Origin of the sequence: Falsiroseomonas sp. HW251, assembly GCF_050563545.1 — a bacterium.
In the GTDB taxonomy this organism is placed as follows: Bacteria; Pseudomonadota; Alphaproteobacteria; order Acetobacterales; family Acetobacteraceae; genus Falsiroseomonas.
This window is the reverse complement of the sequence record NZ_JBNXUM010000028.1, coordinates 1-17,503: the sequence shown is the minus strand read 5'-3', so window position 1 is coordinate 17,503 and position 17,503 is coordinate 1. Positions and strand designations below refer to the sequence as shown.

Genomic DNA, 17,503 nt, shown 5'->3' with positions numbered 1-17,503 from the left:
TTCATCCAAGGGCCGTACCGGATCCACAGGGGACCGAGCCGGCCAGGTCGTGTCCCCGGGCACCCCCGGCGGAGGCGCACACCCCTTGGCCCCATCCGGGCCGAACCCCAGGAACCCCATACCGCATGGCAAGCGCCACCACCCTCGCCCGACCGGACGAGGATTTCGCCGCCCTCCTCGACGCGACGCTCGGCGACAACACCGGCTTCGCCGGCTCCGTCATCACCGGCAAGGTCATCCGCATCGATGACGACTTCGCCGTCGTCGATGTCGGCCTCAAGAGCGAGGGCCGCGTCCCTCTCAAGGAATTCGCCCCGCAGGGCACCAGGCCCGACGTCAAGGTCGGCGACACCGTCGAACTCTTCGTCGAGCGCTACGAGGACCGTGACGGCGCCATCATCCTCAGCCGCGAGAAGGCCCGCCGCGAGGAAGCCTGGACCAACCTCGAGAAGTCCTTCACCGCCCAGCAGCGCGTGAACGGCGTGATCTTCGGCCGCGTCAAGGGCGGCTTCACCGTGGACCTCGGCGGCGCCGTGGCGTTCCTCCCGGGCAGCCAGGTGGACATCCGCCCGGTCCGCGACGTGACCCCGCTGATGGGCTCGCCGCAGCCCTTCCAGATCCTCAAGATGGACCGCGCCCGCGGCAACATCGTGGTCTCCCGCCGCGCCGTGCTGGAAGAGACCCGCGCCGAGCAGCGCGCCGAGCTCGTCCAGGGCCTGAAGGAAGGCATGGTGCTCGACGGCGTCGTCAAGAACATCACGGACTACGGCGCCTTCGTGGACCTCGGCGGCGTGGACGGCCTGCTGCACGTCACCGACATCGCCTGGCGCCGCATCAACCACCCGAGCGAGGCCCTGACGATCGGCCAGCCCGTGAAGGTGCAGGTCATCCGCTTCAACCCGGAGACCCAGCGCATCAGCCTCGGTATGAAGCAGCTGATGGCCGACCCGTGGGACGGTGTCGCGACCAAGTACCCCGTGCAGGGCAAGTTCTCGGGCCGCGTGACGAACATCACGGACTACGGCGCCTTCGTGGAGCTGGAGCCCGGCGTCGAGGGCCTGGTGCACGTCTCCGAGATGTCCTGGACGAAGAAGAACGTCCATCCCGGCAAGATCGTCGCGACCTCCCAGGAAGTGGACGTCGTCATCCTCGACGTGGATGGGCCGAAGCGCCGCATCTCGCTCGGCCTCAAGCAGGCCGTGGGCAACCCCTGGGATGTCTTCGCCGAGCAGCATCCGCCCGGCGCCGTCATCGAGGGCGAGATCCGCAACATCACGGAGTTCGGCCTCTTCGTCGGCCTCGGCCCGGACCTCGACGGCATGGTGCACATGTCCGACCTGTCCTGGGACGAGCCCGGCGAGACCGCGATGGCGCGCTACAAGAAGGGCGACGTCGTCAAGGCGAAGGTGCTGGACGTGGATGTCGAGAAGGAGCGCATCTCGCTTGGCATCAAGCAACTCCACGCCGACCCGGCCGCCGAGGTGCTGGACCGCATCCGCAAGGGCGACGTGGTGACCTGCGTCGTGACGAAGGTCGAGTCCAACGGCATCGAGGTGAAGGTGGACGAGGTCCTGACCGGCTTCATCCGCCGCGCGGAGCTCGCCCGCGACCGTGCCGACCAGCGGCCCGACAAGTTCGCCGTGGGCGAGAAGGTGGATGCGAAGGTGACGGCGGTGGACCGCGCCGGCCGCCGCCTGGCCCTGACCATCAAGGGCAAGGAAGTCGAGGAGGAGCGGGAAGCCATGAAGGAATACGGCTCGACCGACAGCGGCGCCTCGCTCGGCGACATCCTGGGCGCGGCGATCCGCCGCCGCCAGGCGAACGAGGAGTGAGGACGGGCGCCGCCCTGGCGTGAGCCGGGGCGCGTGCTGGTTCCGGAAACGCGAACGGCCGGTGCGGTGGCACCGGCCGTTTTCTTTTGAGGAATGTGTTGCGGCGGCGCGAAGGCCGCCGCGGGTCAGACGATCAGGCCGGCGGGGTCCGGGACAAGCGGGCCGAGGTTGGGCAGCGCGCCTGCCGCGCCGGTTGCGCCGAGGTCGCCGAGCGCGACAGATTGCGAGGCGAGCCCGACGCCCACGGGCGTGGGCGTGCCGAAATTCCCGGCGCCGTCGCCGAGCAGCACCCAGACATTGCTGGCGGACTCGTTGGCCACCACGATGTCCACCTCGCCGTCACCGTTGACGTCGCCGAGCGCGACCGACTTCAGGATTGCGCCAAAGATGGTGTAGTCCCTGGTTTGGTCGTAGGTCCCATTCCCATTGTTGAGCCGGACGTTGATTTTGCCGAAGTAGACGACATCGAGGTACGAACCGACGGCAACGAAATCGAGCGTCCCATAGTCCGCCCCGGGCTGAGTGGAAGCGACGGCGTCGAGGTAGCCGACGGCGACATCCGTCGCAGGGCCAATCACTCCCACCACCCTGGGGGGCGCGTTCGGACTTAGAGGATCTGTAACGAAGCCGCCGGTACCTGTGCCGGCCAGGACGGTCACGGTCTCCAAGGCGCCATTCGCGACCACGGCGTCGAGTTTGCCGTCGCTATTCATGTCACCAAGTGCGATGGCAACCGCCACGGCACCTGCCGAGCCCGCATTTACCGTTGTCGTGAAACCGCCAAGCCCATCGCCCAGGCCGACACTGAGCGTGCCGGCGTCATTCGCGGTCACGAAGTCCAGGGCGGCTCCACTGTTGAGATATCCCAGAGCGATGTCGTTCGGCAGAAGCCCGACGTCGATTGGACTGCCTAACGTCGAGAACGTGCCGCTGCCGTTGTTGAGCAGCACGGAAACGGAGTTCGCGCTCCTGTTCGCCACGACCATGTCGAGGTCGGTGTCGGTATCGGTATCAAGTCGCCCAAGCGCCAAGGCGGACGGGCCGTGGCCGACAGTGATGGTCTGCTGCGACGAGAACTCGCCGCTGCCGGTGTTGCTCATGACGGTAACGAGGTTGTTGAAGTCGCTCACTGAGACGACGTCGAGCTTTCCGTCGCCGGTCACATCGCCCAGCGCAAGGTCCTTGGGTGACCCGCCGGTCGGGTAAGTGTTCGCCCCGGGGAACGTCCCGCCGCCACTGTTGAGCGCGACGCCAATGTTGAAGTTGCCGAGGACGCCGCCAGCAACGATGTCGAGGACCGGATCGACCAGCGGCGGCGGCTCCGAGGTGCCGGTCCCGTTAATCGTCAGCTTCACCTGGGCCGTCGAGTAGGTCCCATTCGACACCTGCACCGTGTAATTGAAGGTGAGCGTAGCTTTCTCGCCGGGGTCCAGGCCCGCGATGGCGTCGTCGCCTGTCCAGATCAGAAATTTCTGGTCCAGCGACCAGGTCACGAACTGCAAGATGTCCACCTGCCCCGAGCCGTCGGCAGAGGTCAGGAGCCCCCCCGATAGCCCTGTGATCAGCAGCTTGCCGCTGTTTGTCGGCCACGATCGTTCGCCAGGACGTCGAGCGTGGATCCGGTGAGTTCCGTAACTGTGAAGGTGTCCACCTGTGCGATCGGACGCCGCGCCGTGAGCGAAAGCGACATGGTGACAATCCCCCGTTCGTGCGGCCAATGCCCAGACCGCAGCCTATGCGTGCACGGCCAGTCCCATGGCGCGCGCCCGTTGATGAGCGATGTTAACTTTTAGATCCTAGATCGAAAGATGATTCATTGAAGGTTGAAAAACGTCTCTCACCATCAACCCTTCGCATCTCGACCGCGCGCGACTTTCCCCATCCCGCCCCGGGGGCCATATCTCCACCCCATGCCCCTCGACGCCGACCTCCTGCTCGACCGCCGCAAGCTCAAGCGGCGCCTCTCCCTCTGGCGCGGGCTCGCGGTGCTTGCCGTCGCCGTGCTGGTGCTGCTCGCCGTGCCCTTCCGCGACCAGGCGCGCGGGCTGCTGCCCGGCGGCGGGGACCATGTCGCGCGGCTGACGCTCGGCGGCATCATCGGCGAGGACCGTAAGCTGCTCGAGCGGCTCGACCAGATCGGCCGCGACCGGCATGTCCGCGCGGTGATCGTCGCGATCGACAGCCCCGGCGGTACCGTCTCGGGCGGCGAATCCCTCCACGCCGCGCTGCGCCGCGTGGCCGACCGCAAGCCCGTCGTCGCGACCATGGGCGGCACCGCGGCTTCGGCGGGCTACATGGTCTCGCTGCCCGCCCAGCGGATCTTCGCGCGGGAGTCGACCGTCACGGGCTCCATCGGCGTGATCCTGCAGACCGTGGACGCGTCGGAGCTGCTGGCGCGCCTCGGCGTGCGGGGCGACGCGCTGGCCTCGGGCATCTTCAAGGACCAGCCCAACCCCTTCCATCCCCTCAGCGAGCCCGCGCGGGAACAGCTGATGCGCGTCATCCGCGACCTGCACGACCAGTTCGTGTCCATGGTCGCCGAGGGCCGCCGCATGCCGCCCGAGCGCGCGCGCGAACTCGCGGACGGCCGCGTCTGGACGGGGCGGGAGGCGCTGGGCCTCGGCCTGGTGGACCAGATCGGCGGCGAGGCCGAGGCGCGCGCCTGGCTCGCCGAGAACCGCTCGGTGTCAGCCGACCTGCCGGTGCGCGACATCGAGATGCGCAGCCTGACCGAGCGCACGCTGCGCTCTGTCTTCCAGGGCGCGCTGGAAGTGGTGTTCGAGCAATGGCTTGGCGTTGACCGCGTGCGCGCCCTTTGGCAGCCTAGCTCCCTGTAATCAAAGGGGGGCGGCAGGCCTTCATGACGCGATCGGAACTGATCGCCCAGTTGGCGGCGTCCAACCCGCACCTGCGGCAGCCCGATGTGGAGCTCATCGTCTCCACGATCTTCGACGAGATCACGGACGCGCTGGCGCGCGGCGACCGGGTGGAGTTGCGCGGCTTCGGCGCCTTCTCCATCAAGAAGCGCGACCCGCGCACCGGCCGCAACCCGCGCACCGGCAGCGCCGTCGCGGTCTCGGCCAAGGCGGTGCCGTACTTCAAGCCGGGTAAGGAACTGCGGGAACGCGTGAATGGCGGCCCGCTGCAGACCCCCGCGCGCAAGCCCCGCGCGGCCACGGTCGCGGGGTAGATCGCCCGCATGGCACGGGTGTGCGGCGCCCGCGCCCGGCTTCCAGCCACGCCGCTCCGGGCGTAGATCAGCGCGACAAGTCGGAGGCTACGCCATGCGCTGGTTCCTGTTCGTCCCGCTCCTGCTGGTGCTCGCGCTCTTCGCCGTGTCGAACCAGGGGGATGTCGAACTCCGCCTCTGGCCCTTCGACCCGACCCTGGTCGCGCCGCTCGGCGTCACGGTGCTGGTGCTGGCGGGCGTGGGCTTCCTGCTCGGCGCGCTGATCGCCTGGAGCGCGGCGCTGCCCGCGCGCCGCCGCGCCGTGCGCTACGAACAGGCGGCCCGCCTGCTGGAAGGCGAGCTCGCCGCCCTCAAGGCGAGGGAGGGAGCCGCCCGCCGTGCCGCCGATACGGGCCGGGTGACGGAGGCGGAACTGGTGCCTGCCCTGGGCGCGCGGCGCTGACCATGGCGCGGCGCTGCGGCCTCTGCGTCGCGCTCGACGCGCCCGACCTCGCCACGGCGGAATCCTGGGCGCGCGCCACGGCGCGGCATGCGGGGCTGTTGAAGGTCGGGCTCGAGCTGTTCAGCGCCGAGGGCGGCGCGGCGGTGCGGCGCATCGCGGCGCATGCGCCTGTCTTCCTCGACCTCAAGCTGCACGACATCCCGAACACGGTGGCCGGCGCGGTGCGGTCGCTGTCGCCGCTGAAGCCGGCCTGGCTGACGATCCACGCGGCCGGCGGCGCCGCGATGGTCGCCGCCGCGCGGGAGGCCGCTGAGAAGGCAGGCGGCGCCGATCGCATCCGCATCCTCGCGGTCACCGTGCTGACCAGCCTGGACGCCGCCGCGCTGGCGGATACCGGCGTCGCCGGCGGCCCGGTGCAGCAGGTGCTGCGCCTCGGCCGCCTGGCGGTCGCCGCCGGCGCCGACGGGCTCGTCTGCTCCCCGCGCGAGGTCGCGCCGTTGCGCGACGCGCTGGGCGAGGCGCCGGCGCTGGTCGTGCCCGGCGTGCGCCCGGCCGGCAGCGCCGCCGACGACCAGGCCCGCACCGCGACGCCGGAGGAGATGGCCGCCGCCGGCGCCGATTTCGTCGTGGTCGGCCGCCCCGTCACCAGGGCCGCCGATCCGGCCGCGGCCGCGGCGGCGATCGCGCGCGCACTCGCTTCTCCCTCCCCCGTAGTCGCGGGGAAGGGCAGGGGTGGGGGCTGAGCGCCGCCTCGATGCTCGTCAAGATCTGCGGCATCAACGACGCCGCCGCGATGGAGGCCGCGGCGAAGGCCGGCGCCGACCTCGTCGGCTTCGTCTTCTTCCCGCCCTCGCCGCGCGCCGTCACGCCCGCCCAGGCCGCGGCGATCGCGGCGCCGGGCCCGGGCAGGGTCGGGCTCTTCGTCGATCCCACCGACGACGACATCGCCGGCGTGCTCGCCGCGCTGCCGCTCGACATCATCCAGCTTCACGGAGAGGAGTCGCCCGCGCGCTGCGCCGCGGTGAAGGCGCGCTTCGGCCTGCCCGTGATGAAGGCGCTCGGCATCGCGGCGCGCGAGGATCTCGCGCGCCTGGACGACTACGCACCGTCAGTGGATCGCTTCCTGCTGGATGCCAAGGCGCCGCCCGGCGCGACGCGGCCCGGCGGCAATGCCGCGCCCTTCGACTGGACGCTGACCGCCAGCGTCGCGATCCCCCGCCCCTGGCTGCTCGCGGGCGGGCTGAGGCCGGACAACGTGGCGGAGGCCATCGCCGTCTCCGGCGCGCCGGGCGTGGACGTGTCCTCCGGCGTCGAGAAGCCGAAGGGCGTCAAGGATCCCGCCGCCATCGCCGCCTTCGTCGCGGCGGCGCGCCGGGCGTGACCCGGCTCTCGCGATCGTCAGGCTCCGGCCGCTACCGTCCCGGCGATCGCACCGGTTCGTCGGTTGCCCTGGGCCTGCGCGGCCTTCAACTATGGAATGGCGAGCGGACGCCGCGCGTCCCTCGAACCCAGGGTTGATGAAGCTCTCCACGGAACGTCCAGGATCATCGCCTGCCACGCCGGAGCCGCATGGGCTGCCGGGCCTGAAGGCGCATCTTTTCGCCCTGGTGCTGGTCGTGCTGGTCCCCGCGCTCGCCTTCGGCTTCGCCGCCTCATGGGAGGCGCTGCGCCGCCAGGACCGGGCCGAGGAATCCCGGCTGCTCGACACCGCCCAGGCCCTGGCGGTGGCGGTCGATTCCGAGATCCGCGCGCGGCTCGCCGCCCTGACCGTCCTCGCCACGCGGATCGGCGACGACCCCGAGGCGCCATCGCCCGAATTCCTCGCGCAGGCCCGCACCGTCGCCGATGTCTTCGGGGGCTGGGTGGTGCTGTATCGTCGCGACGGCAGCCAGATCATGAACACCCTGCGGCCGCCCGGCGCGCCGCTGCCGGGCGGCGGCGGCACCGATGCCGCGCAAGGCAGGGCGGCGGTGGAGCGTGTCTTCGCGAGCGGCGCCGACGCGGTCTCCGACATCGTGGCCGGCCGCGTCTCCGGGATGCCTATCGCGCAGGCCTATGTGCCGGTGACGCGGGACGGCGCGGTGCGCGCCGTGCTCGGCATCGCGCTGCGGCCGGCCGATCTCTCCGCCATCCTGCGCGGCCAGGCGGCCAGCGGCCGCGGCGCGGTCGCGCTGACCGACGCGCGCGGCGTCTTCGCCGCCCGGTCGCGCGACGCCGAACGGCTGGTCGGCCAGCACCGGCCGGCCCGCAGCGACGGCGTCCCGCCCGGCCCCGCCGTGCTGCGCGGCCAGAGCCTGACCGATCGGGAGCCGATCCGCACCGCGCGCCATCCGCTGGCCGCCGCGCCGGGCTGGGATGTCTGGGTGAACGAGCCCGAGGCGACCTTCACCGCCGTGCATGGCGCGACAATCGGCGCGCTGGCCGGCGGCGGCGCGGTCGCGCTCGGGCTCGGCCTGCTCGGCGCCGCGGTGATCGCCCGCCGGCTGCTCCGCCCGGTCCAGGCGCTGCTGCGGCGCGCGGAGTCGGTGGCGAGCGGGGAGCTCGACGGCGAGCCCGCGCCGCCGATCCCGCCCGCCGCCGTCGCCGAGTTCGAGCGGCTGCGCCACGCCGTCACAGGCGCCGAGGCCGCGCTGCGCCGGGTCCAGCGCATCGGCCGCGTCGGCGGCTTCGAGATCGACCTGACCACCGGGCTCAACCGGCGCTCCGCCGAATACATGCAGGTGCAGGGCCGCGACGCGCGCCCGGCGGAGGAGCGCCACGCGGACTGGGTGCGCCGCCTGCACCCCGAGGACCGCAGCCGCGCCGAGCGCCATTTCCTCGCCGCCGTCGCCGATGGTGCGGCCACCACGGAATACGAGCAGGAATACCGGATCGTCACGCCGCAGGGCGAGGTGCGATGGATCTACGCGCGCGCCGAGATCGAGCGCGACGCGGCGGGCCGCGCGCTGCGCATGATCGGCGCGCATGTGGACGTCACCGCGCTGAAGGCCGCGGAGGCCGCGCTGCGCGACAGCGAGACGCGGCTGCGCCTGGCGCTGGACGCCGCGAAGCTCGGCGCCTGGGAGATCGACCTGGTGGCGGGCACCGCGGAGCGTACCGCCCGCGCGCTCGAGATCTTCGGCTATGGGGAGGAGCACGGGAAGGCGATCTTCCCGTCCTGGCGCGACCGCGTGCACCCCGAGGATCGCCCCGCGCTGGATGCGGCGCTGGAGGCGGTGCGGACCGGCCGGGCGCCGGACTACCGCGTGGAATACCGCTTCCTGCGCCGCGACGGCCGCTGGGTCTGGATCGAGAGCCACGCCACCGGCACCCACCACGACCCCGACACCGGCCTGCCGACGCGGCTGATCGGCACGAGCCTCGACGTGACGGAGCGGCGCGAGGCGGCGGAGCGCCAGGCCGTCCTGGTGCATGAGCTGGACCACCGCGCGAAGAACACGCTCGCCGTGGTGCAGGCCGCGCTGCGCCTGACGCCGCGCCGCGACCCCGAGGGCTATGCGCGCGCGGTGGAAGGCCGCGTCGGCGCGTTGGCGCGCGCGCATACGCTGCTGGCGCGCGACCGCTGGCTGGGCGCGGAACTGCGCGAGGTGGCGGAGGAGGCGCTGGCGCCCTTCCTGGATGCGCGCAGCGGCCCGCGCGCGGGGTTCGACGGGCCGCCCGTCGCGCTGTCGCCCGCCGCGGTGCAGGCGATCTCCATGGCTTTCCACGAGCTCGCCACCAACGCCTCCAAGCATGGCGCGCTGTCGGTGCCCGGCGGGCATGTCGCGCTGGACTGGCGGATCGAGGACAACACGCTCGTGCTGCGCTGGCGCGAAAGCGGCGGGCCGGCGCTGGACGGTTCGCCGGACGGGCGCGGCTTCGGCTCCTCGCTGATCGAGGCGACGATCGCGCGCCAGCTCAATGGCGAGCTGCGGGTGGAGTGGCGGCCGTCCGGTCTGCTGTGGGAGGCGCGGCTGCCGCTGGAGCGGCTGCGCCCCGGCGCGCGCGACCTGACCGCCCGCGCCGCGGCGGACCGGCCGGCCATCCTGGTGGAGACGCCGCCGGGCTGACGCCAAGCCGCGGAAGCTCCGCTTGACCGGCGTCCGCAGCATAGGCAACAAAGTGCAGCCATGGCTAAATCCCTGCGCCGCGTCCTGCGGCAGGCCTGCACGACGCTGACGCTGCTGGCCGCCATCGGCGCCGCGCGGGCGGACGAGCCCGACTACACCGAGGAAGGGATCCCGATCCCCTCCATCGCAACCCTCTTCCCCGGGAATGCCGACCTCTTCGGCAATCGTCGCTGGCTGGCCGAGCGGGGCGTGACCTACAATTTCTGGTACCGCTTCGACGTGCTGGACAATCTGCGCGGCGGCCAGCGCCAGGGCGCGATCACGCAGGGCATGCTGGAGAGCAGCCTGTCCGTGGATTTCGAGAAGCTGGCGGGGCTTTCGGGCCTGACGGGCTACGTCAACGCGTTCCTGATCCACAACACCGGGCGCATCCGCCGCGACTATGTCGGCGGCATCAACACCATCGCCGCGATCGAGGCAGACCCGACCTTCCGCCTGTCCGAGGCCTGGCTCGAGCAGAAATTCTTCGATGGTTCCGTGCGCGTGCGCGCGGGCCAGATCGCGGCCGACGTGTCCTTCTTCTACTCCGCGACGTCGGCGCTGTTCCTGCAGAGCGACTTCGCGACGCTGTCGGCGTTGAACCTGCCGAGCGGCGGGCCGGCCTATCCGCTGGCGACCCCGGGCGTGATGGTGGGCTGGGAGCCGCTGCGCGACGTCACGCTGCTCGCCGCGGTCTTCAACGGCAATCCCGCGGGGCCGGCGCCGCCCGAGGACGAGCAGATCCGCAACCGGCGCGGCACGAATTTCCGCACCCAGGATCCCGCGCTGATCTTTGCCGAACTCCAGGTCGGCACCAACCAGGCGCCGGAGGATACGGGCTTGGCGCGCACCGTGAAGGTCGGGGGCTGGGCGCATCTCGGCGGCTTCGACAGCCAGCGCTACGCCTACAACTTCTCCTCGCTCGCCGATCCCGCCGGCCCCGGCGTCCCGCTGCGCCGGCGCGGCAATGGCGGGATCTATGCGGTGGTGGACCAGCAGCTCTATCGCCTGGAAGGCGGGGACAGCGCGTCCGGCGTCACCGCCTATGCCCGCATCGGCGCCAGCCCGCAGGACCGCAGCGAGATCGGCTTCTACCTCGACGGCGGCGTGGTCGCGGCGGGGATGATCCCGGGCCGGCCCAACGACGCCTTCGGGCTGGGCTTCATCTATGCGCGCTTCTCCTCCGGGTCGCGGGCCTATGACGCCGACTACAACGCCTATAACGGGACGACCATGCCGGTGCGCGACTACGAGGCGAACCTGGAGGTCACCTACCGCGCCGAGATCGTGCCGGGGCTGAACGTCCAGCCGGTGGTGACGCGGGTCTGGCACCCCAATGGCGATCCCACGCGCAACGCCTGGGTCGCGGGGTTCCGCACCATCCTGCGGTTCTGATGGGCCTGCGCGCCGCCCTGCCGGAAGACGCGGCGGCGCTCGGCGCGATGCACGCCGCGTCCTGGGCCGAGGCCTATCCGCCGCTGGTCGAGGCCGGGCTGATCGCGCCCGGCCTGTTCGAGGCGATGACCGATCCTGCCCGCCGCGGCGCGGCCTGGGCGGGGATCCTGGCCCGGCCCGGCCTGCCCGGCGGCGTGATCATGGCCGAGGAGGATGGCGAGATCATCGGCTTCGCCAGCGTGGCGCGGACGCGCGATCCCGCACTCGGCACGCAGGGCGAACTGACCGGCCTTTATCTGCTGCGCCGGGCGCAGGGACGGGGCATCGCGACCGCGCTGCTGGGTGCCGGCTTCGCCGCGCTGCGCCAGGCCGGGCTGACCGATGCGGGCGCCTGGGCCGTCGAGGGCAATCTGCCGGCCGAGCGCTTCTATGCCGCCCGCGGCGCCGTCCCCGGGCCGCGGCGCGTCGAGCATCGCGGCCCGCATGCCCTGGCCGAGACCGGCTGGACCTGGAAGGACCTCGGGCCGTCGTGACCTGCCTGCCGCCCTGCGCTAAGACCCGCGCAGGTCCAGGAATACGCCAGTGAACAAGCCCCTCCCCAATTCCCTTCGCCAGGGTCCCGACGCCCGCGGCCGCTTCGGCGAGTTCGGCGGCCGCTTCGTGGCCGAAACGCTGATGCCGCTCATCCTCGAGGTCGAGCAGGCCTATGAAGCCGCGAAGAAGGACGCCGCCTTCCAGGCGGAATGGCGCCGCCTGCTGACGCATTACGTCGGCCGCCCCAGCCCGCTCTGGTTCGCGGAGCGCCTGACCGCGCATCTCCGCAAGACCGCTGCGCCGGGCATGGGTGCCAAGGTCTATTTCAAGCGCGACGAGCTCAACCACACCGGCGCGCACAAGATCAACGCGGTGCTCGGCCAGATCCTGCTGGCGAAGAAGATGGGCAAGACGCGCATCATCGCCGAAACCGGCGCCGGCCAGCACGGCGTGGCGACGGCGACCGCCTGCGCGCTGATGGACCTGCCCTGCATCGTCTACATGGGCGCGACCGACGTCGAGCGGCAGCAGCCCAACGTCTTCCGCATGAAGCTGCTCGGCGCGGAGGTGCGCCCGGTGACGTCGGGTGCGGCGACGCTGAAGGACGCGATGAACGAGGGCCTGCGCGACTGGGTCGCGAATGTCCACGACACCTACTACTGCATCGGCACCGTCGCGGGCCCGCACCCCTATCCTCAGATGGTGCGCGACTTCCAGTCCGTGATCGGCACCGAGGCGCGCGCGCAGATGATGGAAGCCGAGGGCAGCCTGCCCGACACGCTGGTCGCGGCCGTCGGCGGCGGGTCGAATGCGATGGGGCTGTTCTTCCCCTTCCTCGACGACAAGGACGTCGCGATGGTCGGCGTCGAGGCCGCGGGAAGGGGGCTCGACACGCATGAGCACGCCGCGGCGCTGTCCCGCGGGCGGCCCGGCGTGCTGCACGGCAACCGCACCTATCTCCTGCAGGACGGCGACGGCCAGATCACCGAGGCGCATTCGATCAGCGCGGGGCTCGACTATCCCGGCGTCGGCCCCGAGCATTCCTGGCTGCACGAGATCGGCCGCGTGCAATACGTCGCCGCCACCGACGACGAGGCGCTGGACGCCTTCCAGCTGTGTTCGCGGCAGGAGGGGATCATCCCCGCGCTCGAGCCCGCGCATGCGCTGGCCCATGTCATCAAGATGGCGCCGACCATGCCGCAGGATGCGATCGTGCTCATGAACCTGTGCGGCCGCGGCGACAAGGACATCTTCACGGTGGCCCGCCACCTCGGCGAGAAAATCTGATGAGCCGCATCGCCGCACGATTCGCCGCGCTGAAGAAGGAAGGCCGCGGCGCGCTCGTCACTTTCCTCACGGGCTTCGACCCCGATCGCGCGACGTCGCTGGAGATCCTGCAGGGCCTGCCCGCCGCCGGTGCCGACGTCATCGAAATCGGCGTGCCCTTCACCGATCCGATGGCGGACGGCCCCTCGATACAGAAGGCGGGGCTGCGCGGGTTGAAGGCCGGCGCGACGGCGCGCGGCATCCTCGACCTCGTGCGCGAGTTCCGCGCGACGGAGAAGGACACGCCCGTCGTGCTGATGGGCTACTACAACCCGATCCTGGTCTATGGCGTCGCGCGCTTCTGCGCCGATGCCGCCGCGGTCGGCGTGGACGGCCTGATCATCGTCGATGTCCCGCCGGAGGAGGCCGACGAGATCGAGCCGCACACCAGCGCCAACGGCCTCGACCTGATCCGCCTGATCGCGCCGACCACGGACGAGGCGCGGCTGCCGCGCGTGCTGGGTGCCACCACGGGCTTCATCTACTACGTCGCGATCACCGGCATCACGGGCACGCGGAGCGCGGACTACGCCTCACTGGCTCCCGCGATCGCCGCGCTGAAGCGCCACACGGATCTTCCCGTCGCGATCGGCTTCGGCATCCGCTCGCCCGAGCAGGCCGCGATCGCCGCGGTGACGGCGGATGGCGCGGTGGTCGGCACGGCGCTGGTGGATACGCTGGCCGCGACGCTGGACGCGGAGGGCCGCGCGACGGCGGAGACGGTGCCGGCGGTGCTGGGCAAGGTCAGTAGCCTGGCCCAGGCCGTCCGGACCGCGCGCCGGGCGGCGGCGTAGCACAAAAAACCCTCTCCACCCGCAGGGGGGAGAGGGAAGGGTGAGGGGGGGCGTAAAGGGCGAAGAACGCGCCCCGCATCCTCCACGTCCCCCTCACCCAACCCTCTCCCCCATGAGTGGGGGAGAGGGCTTGTTCGGATAAGCGGGAGAGAGGGCTTCGGGGGCGCGGGATCTCAGCGCTTCAGATCGAAGCGATCCAGCTCCATCACCTTCGTCCAGGCCGCGACGAAGTCCTTCACGAACTTCCCGCCATTGTCGGACTGCGCATAGACCTCCGACAGCGCGCGGAGCTGGCTGTTCGAGCCGAACACCAGGTCCACCCGCGTGCCCGTCCACTTCACCGTCCCCGTCGCGCGGTCGCGGCCCTGGAACTCCTCGGCCGTTGCATCCGTGGGCGTCCAGGCCGTGCCCATGTCGAGCAGGTTGACGAAGAAGTCGTTCGTCAGCGCGCCCGGGCGCTTCGTCAGCACGCCATGCGGCGAGCCCGCGTGGTTCGCACCCAGCACCCGCAGGCCGCCAACCAGCACCGTCATCTCGGGTGCGGTCAGCGTCAGCAACTGCGCCTTGTCCACCAGCTGCTCCTCGGCCGAGACCGTGAAGCGCGCCTTGCGGTAGTTGCGGAAGCCGTCCGCGTCGGGCTCCAGCACCGCGAAGGACGCGACGTCGGTCTGCGCGTCGGTGGCATCGGTGCGGCCAGGGTGGAAGGGCACGGTCACGTCGTGGCCCGCATCCTTCGCCGCCTTCTCCACCGCCGCACCGCCGGCCAGCACGATGAGGTCGGCGAGCGAGATCTTCTTGCCGCCCGCCGCCTTCGCGTTGAAGTCGCGCTGGATGCCCTCCAGCGTCTCCAGCACGATGGCGAGCTGCCCGGGCTGGTTCACGTCCCAGTCCTTCTGCGGCGCGAGCCGGATGCGCGCGCCGTTCGCGCCGCCGCGGCGATCCGACCCGCGGAAGGTGGACGCCGAGGCCCAGGCCGTGGAGACGAGCTGCGCGACCGACAGCCCCGACGCCAGCACCTTCGCCTTCAGCGCCGCGACATCCGTAGCGTCCACCAGCGGATGCGTCACCGGCGGGACGGGGTCCTGCCAGATCAGGTCTTCCGCGGGAACGTCGGGACCGAGGTAGCGGATCTTCGGGCCCATGTCGCGGTGCGTCAGCTTGAACCAGGCGCGGGCGAAGGCGTCGGCGAACTGGTCCGGGTTCTTGTGGAAGCGCTCCGAGATCTTGCGATACTCGGGGTCCATCTTCATCGCCATGTCGGCCGTGGTCATCATCGGCGGATGGCGCTTGGTCGGGTCATGCGCGTCCTCGACCAGCGTCCAGGCCGCGCGGTCCTTCGGGTGCCACTGGTGCGCGCCGGCGGGAGACTTGTGCAGCTCCCACTCATGGCCCAGCAGCATGTCGAAATAGCCCATGTCCCACTTCGTGGGGTGCGGCTTCCACGCGCCCTCGATGCCGGAGGTGATGGCGTCACCGCCCACGCCGGATTGGAAGGTGCTGAGCCAGCCGAGGCCCATCGCCTCCATCGGCGCGGCCTCGGGCTCGCGGCCCACATGCGTGGCGGGGCCCGCGCCATGCGCCTTGCCGAAGGTGTGGCCGCCGGCGACGAGCGCGACCGTCTCCTCGTCGTTCATCGCCATGCGCGCGAAGGTCTCGCGGATGTCGCGGCCGGAGGCGACGGGGTCGGGGTTCCCGTTCGGGCCCTCGGGGTTCACGTAGATCAGGCCCATCTGGACGGCGGCGAGCGGGTTCGCGAGCTCACGGTCGCCGCTGTAGCGGGTGTCGCCGAGCCAGGTGTCCTCGGAGCCCCAGTAGATGTCCTCCTCCGGCTCCCAGATGTCGACGCGGCCGCCGCCGAAGCCGAAGGGCTTCAGGCCCATGGACTCGATCGCGCAGTTGCCGGTCAGGATGAAGAGGTCGGCCCAGGAGAGGGCGTTGCCGTATTTCTGCTTGATCGGCCACAGCAGGCGCCGCGCCTTGTCGAGGTTGCCGTTGTCGGGCCAGGAATTCTCCGGCGCGAAGCGGTGCGCGCCGTTCGACGCGCCGCCGCGGCCGTCGGCCGTGCGGTAGGTGCCCGCGGCGTGCCAGGCCATGCGGATGAAGAACGGGCCGTAGTGACCGTAGTCCGCCGGCCACCAGGGCTGGCTGACCGTCATCAGCGCGATGATGTCGCGCTTCACCGCAGCGAGGTCGAGCTTCGAGAAGGCCGCGGCGTAGTCGAAGCCCGGGTCCATCGGGTTCGACTTCGCGCTCTGCTGGCTCAGGATCCTGAGGTTCAGCTGGTTCGGCCACCAGTCGCGGTTGCCGCGGCTGGAGAAGCGCGCCGCGTTGGGCGCGCCATGCATCACCGGGCACTTGCCGGCGCCGGCGCTCGTACCGTCCATCATGATCTTCTCTCCCCGAGGGTCTCTGCAGGCGCGCCGCACCGTTGCCGCCGCGGACGGGTTGCCTGGCGGCAGGGTAGCGGTTTAGGGAGCATAGAAGGAAGCCCGGCATCTCTACAGGGCTAATAGACGGCGGCTATCAGGACAGCGCGATTGACCCGATGAACCTGCGCGACCTGCGATATGTGCTCTCCGTCGCCGAGCACGGGCATTTCGGCCGCGCCGCCGAGGCCTGCGGCGTCAGCCAGCCCACGCTCTCGGTGCAGCTCCGCAAGCTCGAGGAGTTGCTGGGCGTCGCGCTGTTCGAACGCAGCAGCAAGGCGGTCGTGCCGACGGCCGCCTGCGAGCGGCTGCTGCGCCACGTCCGCGCTGCGGTCGCGGAGGCCGACGCCATCCTCGCCGCCGCGCGCGACCTGCGCGATCCGCTGGCCGGGCGCTTCCGGCTCGGCATCATCCCGACGCTCGCGCCCTATCTCCTCCCGCTGGTGTTCGCGCCGCTGAGGGAGGCGCTGCCGGCGCTCGAGATCGAGCCCTGGGAAGACCAGACGCGCATCCTGCTCGACCGCCTGCGCGCGCATGAGCTCGATGCCGCGCTGCTCGCGACGGAGGAAGAGGCGCCGGACCTGCTGACCCTGCCGCTCTTCGCCGAGCCCTTCCTTGCGGCGCTTCCGCCCGACCACCCACTGGCCGCGCAGGAGTGCCTGGCGCAGGGCGAGCTGGCGCGCGACATCCTGGTGCTGGCGGACGGGCATTGCCTGCGCGACCAGGCGCTGGCGGCCTGCGGGCAGGCGGGCGCACTGGCCGGACCGCTGCGCGCCTCGAGCCTGGCGACGCTTCTCAACATGGTCGCCGCGGGCTACGGCACGACGCTGATCCCGGGCCTCGCGGCCGGCGCGGCGCAGGATTCCGGTCTCGTGCTGCGTCCGCTGGCGGAGCCCGCGGGACGCACGGTGCGCATCGTCTGGCGCGCCGCCTATCCCCGCCGCGCGGCGGTAGAGGCGGTCGCGGAGGTCGTGGCGAAGCGGCTGCGCAACTTCGCCTCGGCGTCGTAGACCCGCACCCGGCTGGCGATCAGCGCGCCGATCGTGCCGGCCTTCGGCCTGCGTCGCCAGGCGATCGCAGGCCAGCTTCGTGGCGGCGCCGGTGAAGCCGAAAGTCCCGAAGTGCGAAGGAACCTCCGCTGTAGCAGCCTGTTGCGGCCGATGAACCCGGCATTCGGGTTGCCGCAGGGGCTCGCGTAGGTCGGCCGGCTGCTGTCCCCGCCGGCAGGACGCGGCGTAGCGGGACACGGAGCGAAGGCGATGGCGAACTACAGGATCGGCTATTTCGTCGGCAGCCTGGCGAAGGGATCCATCAATCGAAGGCTCGCGAAGGCCCTGGTGCGCCTCGCCCCCGCCGAACTCGAGATGGCGGAGATCCCCTTCGGCGACCTGCCGCTCTACAGCTACGACTACGACGCCGATTTTCCGAAGGTCGCCAAGGATTTCAAGGCCGCGATCGCCAAAGTGGACGGCGTGA

The 17,503-nt window shown here is 71.3% G+C and carries 15 protein-coding genes; 13 read left to right on the top strand and 2 right to left on the bottom strand.

Features of this window, described 5'->3' with window-relative positions; all coding sequences use genetic code 11:
* Nucleotides 1-125: 125 nt before the first annotated feature.
* Nucleotides 126-1,832, top strand: coding sequence for a 30S ribosomal protein S1 (gene rpsA / locus ACLF3M_RS26580; protein WP_430660018.1), 1,707 nt, complete (start codon nt 126-128; stop codon nt 1,830-1,832).
* A gap of 125 nt (nt 1,833-1,957) precedes the next feature.
* Here the strand turns inward: rpsA and ACLF3M_RS26575 are convergent, their stop codons facing one another.
* A complete protein-coding gene (locus ACLF3M_RS26575; protein ID WP_430660093.1) occupies nt 1,958-3,325 on the bottom strand; it encodes an FG-GAP repeat domain-containing protein in 1,368 nt (455 codons plus the stop codon).
* Between the two features lie 417 nt (nt 3,326-3,742).
* On the opposite strand from ACLF3M_RS26575, the gene sppA reads away from it, so the two are divergent.
* The 10 genes from sppA (at nt 3,743) to trpA (ending at nt 13,601) form a co-directional block, all read left to right on the top strand.
* The gene (gene sppA, locus ACLF3M_RS26570; protein ID WP_430660017.1) at nt 3,743-4,669 is read left to right on the top strand and encodes a signal peptide peptidase SppA; all 927 of its coding nucleotides are present in this window, start codon (nt 3,743-3,745) and stop codon (nt 4,667-4,669) included.
* A gap of 23 nt (nt 4,670-4,692) precedes the next feature.
* The gene (gene ihfB / locus ACLF3M_RS26565) at nt 4,693-5,022 is read left to right on the top strand and encodes an integration host factor subunit beta (protein WP_430660016.1); all 330 of its coding nucleotides are present in this window, start codon (nt 4,693-4,695) and stop codon (nt 5,020-5,022) included.
* Nucleotides 5,023-5,116: 94 nt separating this feature from the next.
* A complete protein-coding gene (locus ACLF3M_RS26560; protein WP_430660015.1) occupies nt 5,117-5,464 on the top strand; it encodes a LapA family protein in 348 nt (115 codons plus the stop codon).
* 2 nt (nt 5,465-5,466) lie between these two features.
* Nucleotides 5,467-6,207 carry an orotidine-5'-phosphate decarboxylase gene (pyrF, locus tag ACLF3M_RS26555; RefSeq protein ID WP_430660014.1) on the top strand — a complete coding sequence of 247 codons (741 nt, stop codon included), beginning with the start codon at nt 5,467-5,469 and terminating at the stop codon, nt 6,205-6,207.
* An 11-nt stretch (nt 6,208-6,218) separates the two neighbouring features.
* Nucleotides 6,219-6,845: a phosphoribosylanthranilate isomerase gene (locus ACLF3M_RS26550; protein ID WP_430660013.1), complete on the top strand. Its 627-nt coding sequence runs from the start codon at nt 6,219-6,221 to the stop codon at nt 6,843-6,845.
* 136 nt (nt 6,846-6,981) lie between these two features.
* Entirely contained in the window at nt 6,982-9,513 is a 2,532-nt protein-coding gene (locus tag ACLF3M_RS26545) for a PAS domain-containing protein (protein WP_430660012.1), read from the top strand.
* 60 nt (nt 9,514-9,573) lie between these two features.
* Nucleotides 9,574-10,947, top strand: a complete 1,374-nt coding sequence (locus ACLF3M_RS26540) for a carbohydrate porin (protein ID WP_430660011.1) — start codon at nt 9,574-9,576, stop codon at nt 10,945-10,947.
* Entirely contained in the window at nt 10,947-11,480 is a 534-nt protein-coding gene (locus tag ACLF3M_RS26535) for an N-acetyltransferase family protein (protein WP_430660010.1), read from the top strand. Before ACLF3M_RS26540 ends, ACLF3M_RS26535 begins: the two co-directional genes overlap by 1 nt.
* A 49-nt stretch (nt 11,481-11,529) precedes the next feature.
* A complete protein-coding gene (trpB, locus tag ACLF3M_RS26530) occupies nt 11,530-12,768 on the top strand; it encodes a tryptophan synthase subunit beta (protein WP_430660009.1) in 1,239 nt (412 codons plus the stop codon).
* A complete protein-coding gene (gene trpA / locus ACLF3M_RS26525) occupies nt 12,768-13,601 on the top strand; it encodes a tryptophan synthase subunit alpha (protein WP_430660008.1) in 834 nt (277 codons plus the stop codon). Before trpB ends, trpA begins: the two co-directional genes overlap by 1 nt.
* 173 nt (nt 13,602-13,774) lie before the next feature.
* Here the strand turns inward: trpA and katG are convergent, their stop codons facing one another.
* Nucleotides 13,775-15,985, bottom strand: coding sequence for a catalase/peroxidase HPI (gene katG, locus ACLF3M_RS26520; RefSeq protein ID WP_430660092.1), 2,211 nt, complete (start codon nt 15,983-15,985; stop codon nt 13,775-13,777).
* Between the two features lie 161 nt (nt 15,986-16,146).
* Here katG and ACLF3M_RS26515 point away from each other — a divergent pair, with 161 nt between their 5' ends.
* Nucleotides 16,147-17,037, top strand: a complete 891-nt coding sequence (locus ACLF3M_RS26515; protein ID WP_430660007.1) for a LysR substrate-binding domain-containing protein — start codon at nt 16,147-16,149, stop codon at nt 17,035-17,037.
* A gap of 249 nt (nt 17,038-17,286) precedes the next feature.
* The coding region (locus tag ACLF3M_RS26510; protein ID WP_430660006.1) for an NADPH-dependent FMN reductase at nt 17,287-17,503 on the top strand (217 nt) is incomplete at its 3' end.

Excerpts from the sequence above, each read along its gene's own strand:
- ACLF3M_RS26550 (WP_430660013.1), top strand. The coding sequence starts at position 6,219 with ATGCTCGTCAAGATCTGCGGCATCAACGACGCCGCCGCGATGGAGGCC.
- ACLF3M_RS26545 (WP_430660012.1), top strand. The coding sequence starts at position 6,982 with ATGAAGCTCTCCACGGAACGTCCAGGATCATCGCCTGCCACGCCGGAG.
- ACLF3M_RS26515 (WP_430660007.1), top strand. The coding sequence starts at position 16,147 with ATGAACCTGCGCGACCTGCGATATGTGCTCTCCGTCGCCGAGCACGGG.
- rpsA (WP_430660018.1), top strand. The coding sequence starts at position 126 with ATGGCAAGCGCCACCACCCTCGCCCGACCGGACGAGGATTTCGCCGCC.
- ACLF3M_RS26540 (WP_430660011.1), top strand. The coding sequence starts at position 9,574 with ATGGCTAAATCCCTGCGCCGCGTCCTGCGGCAGGCCTGCACGACGCTG.
- katG (WP_430660092.1), bottom strand. The coding sequence starts at position 15,985 with ATGGACGGTACGAGCGCCGGCGCCGGCAAGTGCCCGGTGATGCATGGC.
- trpA (WP_430660008.1), top strand. The coding sequence starts at position 12,768 with ATGAGCCGCATCGCCGCACGATTCGCCGCGCTGAAGAAGGAAGGCCGC.
- pyrF (WP_430660014.1), top strand. The coding sequence starts at position 5,467 with ATGGCGCGGCGCTGCGGCCTCTGCGTCGCGCTCGACGCGCCCGACCTC.
- sppA (WP_430660017.1), top strand. The coding sequence starts at position 3,743 with ATGCCCCTCGACGCCGACCTCCTGCTCGACCGCCGCAAGCTCAAGCGG.
- ACLF3M_RS26560 (WP_430660015.1), top strand. The coding sequence starts at position 5,117 with ATGCGCTGGTTCCTGTTCGTCCCGCTCCTGCTGGTGCTCGCGCTCTTC.
- ihfB (WP_430660016.1), top strand. The coding sequence starts at position 4,693 with ATGACGCGATCGGAACTGATCGCCCAGTTGGCGGCGTCCAACCCGCAC.
- ACLF3M_RS26535 (WP_430660010.1), top strand. The coding sequence starts at position 10,947 with ATGGGCCTGCGCGCCGCCCTGCCGGAAGACGCGGCGGCGCTCGGCGCG.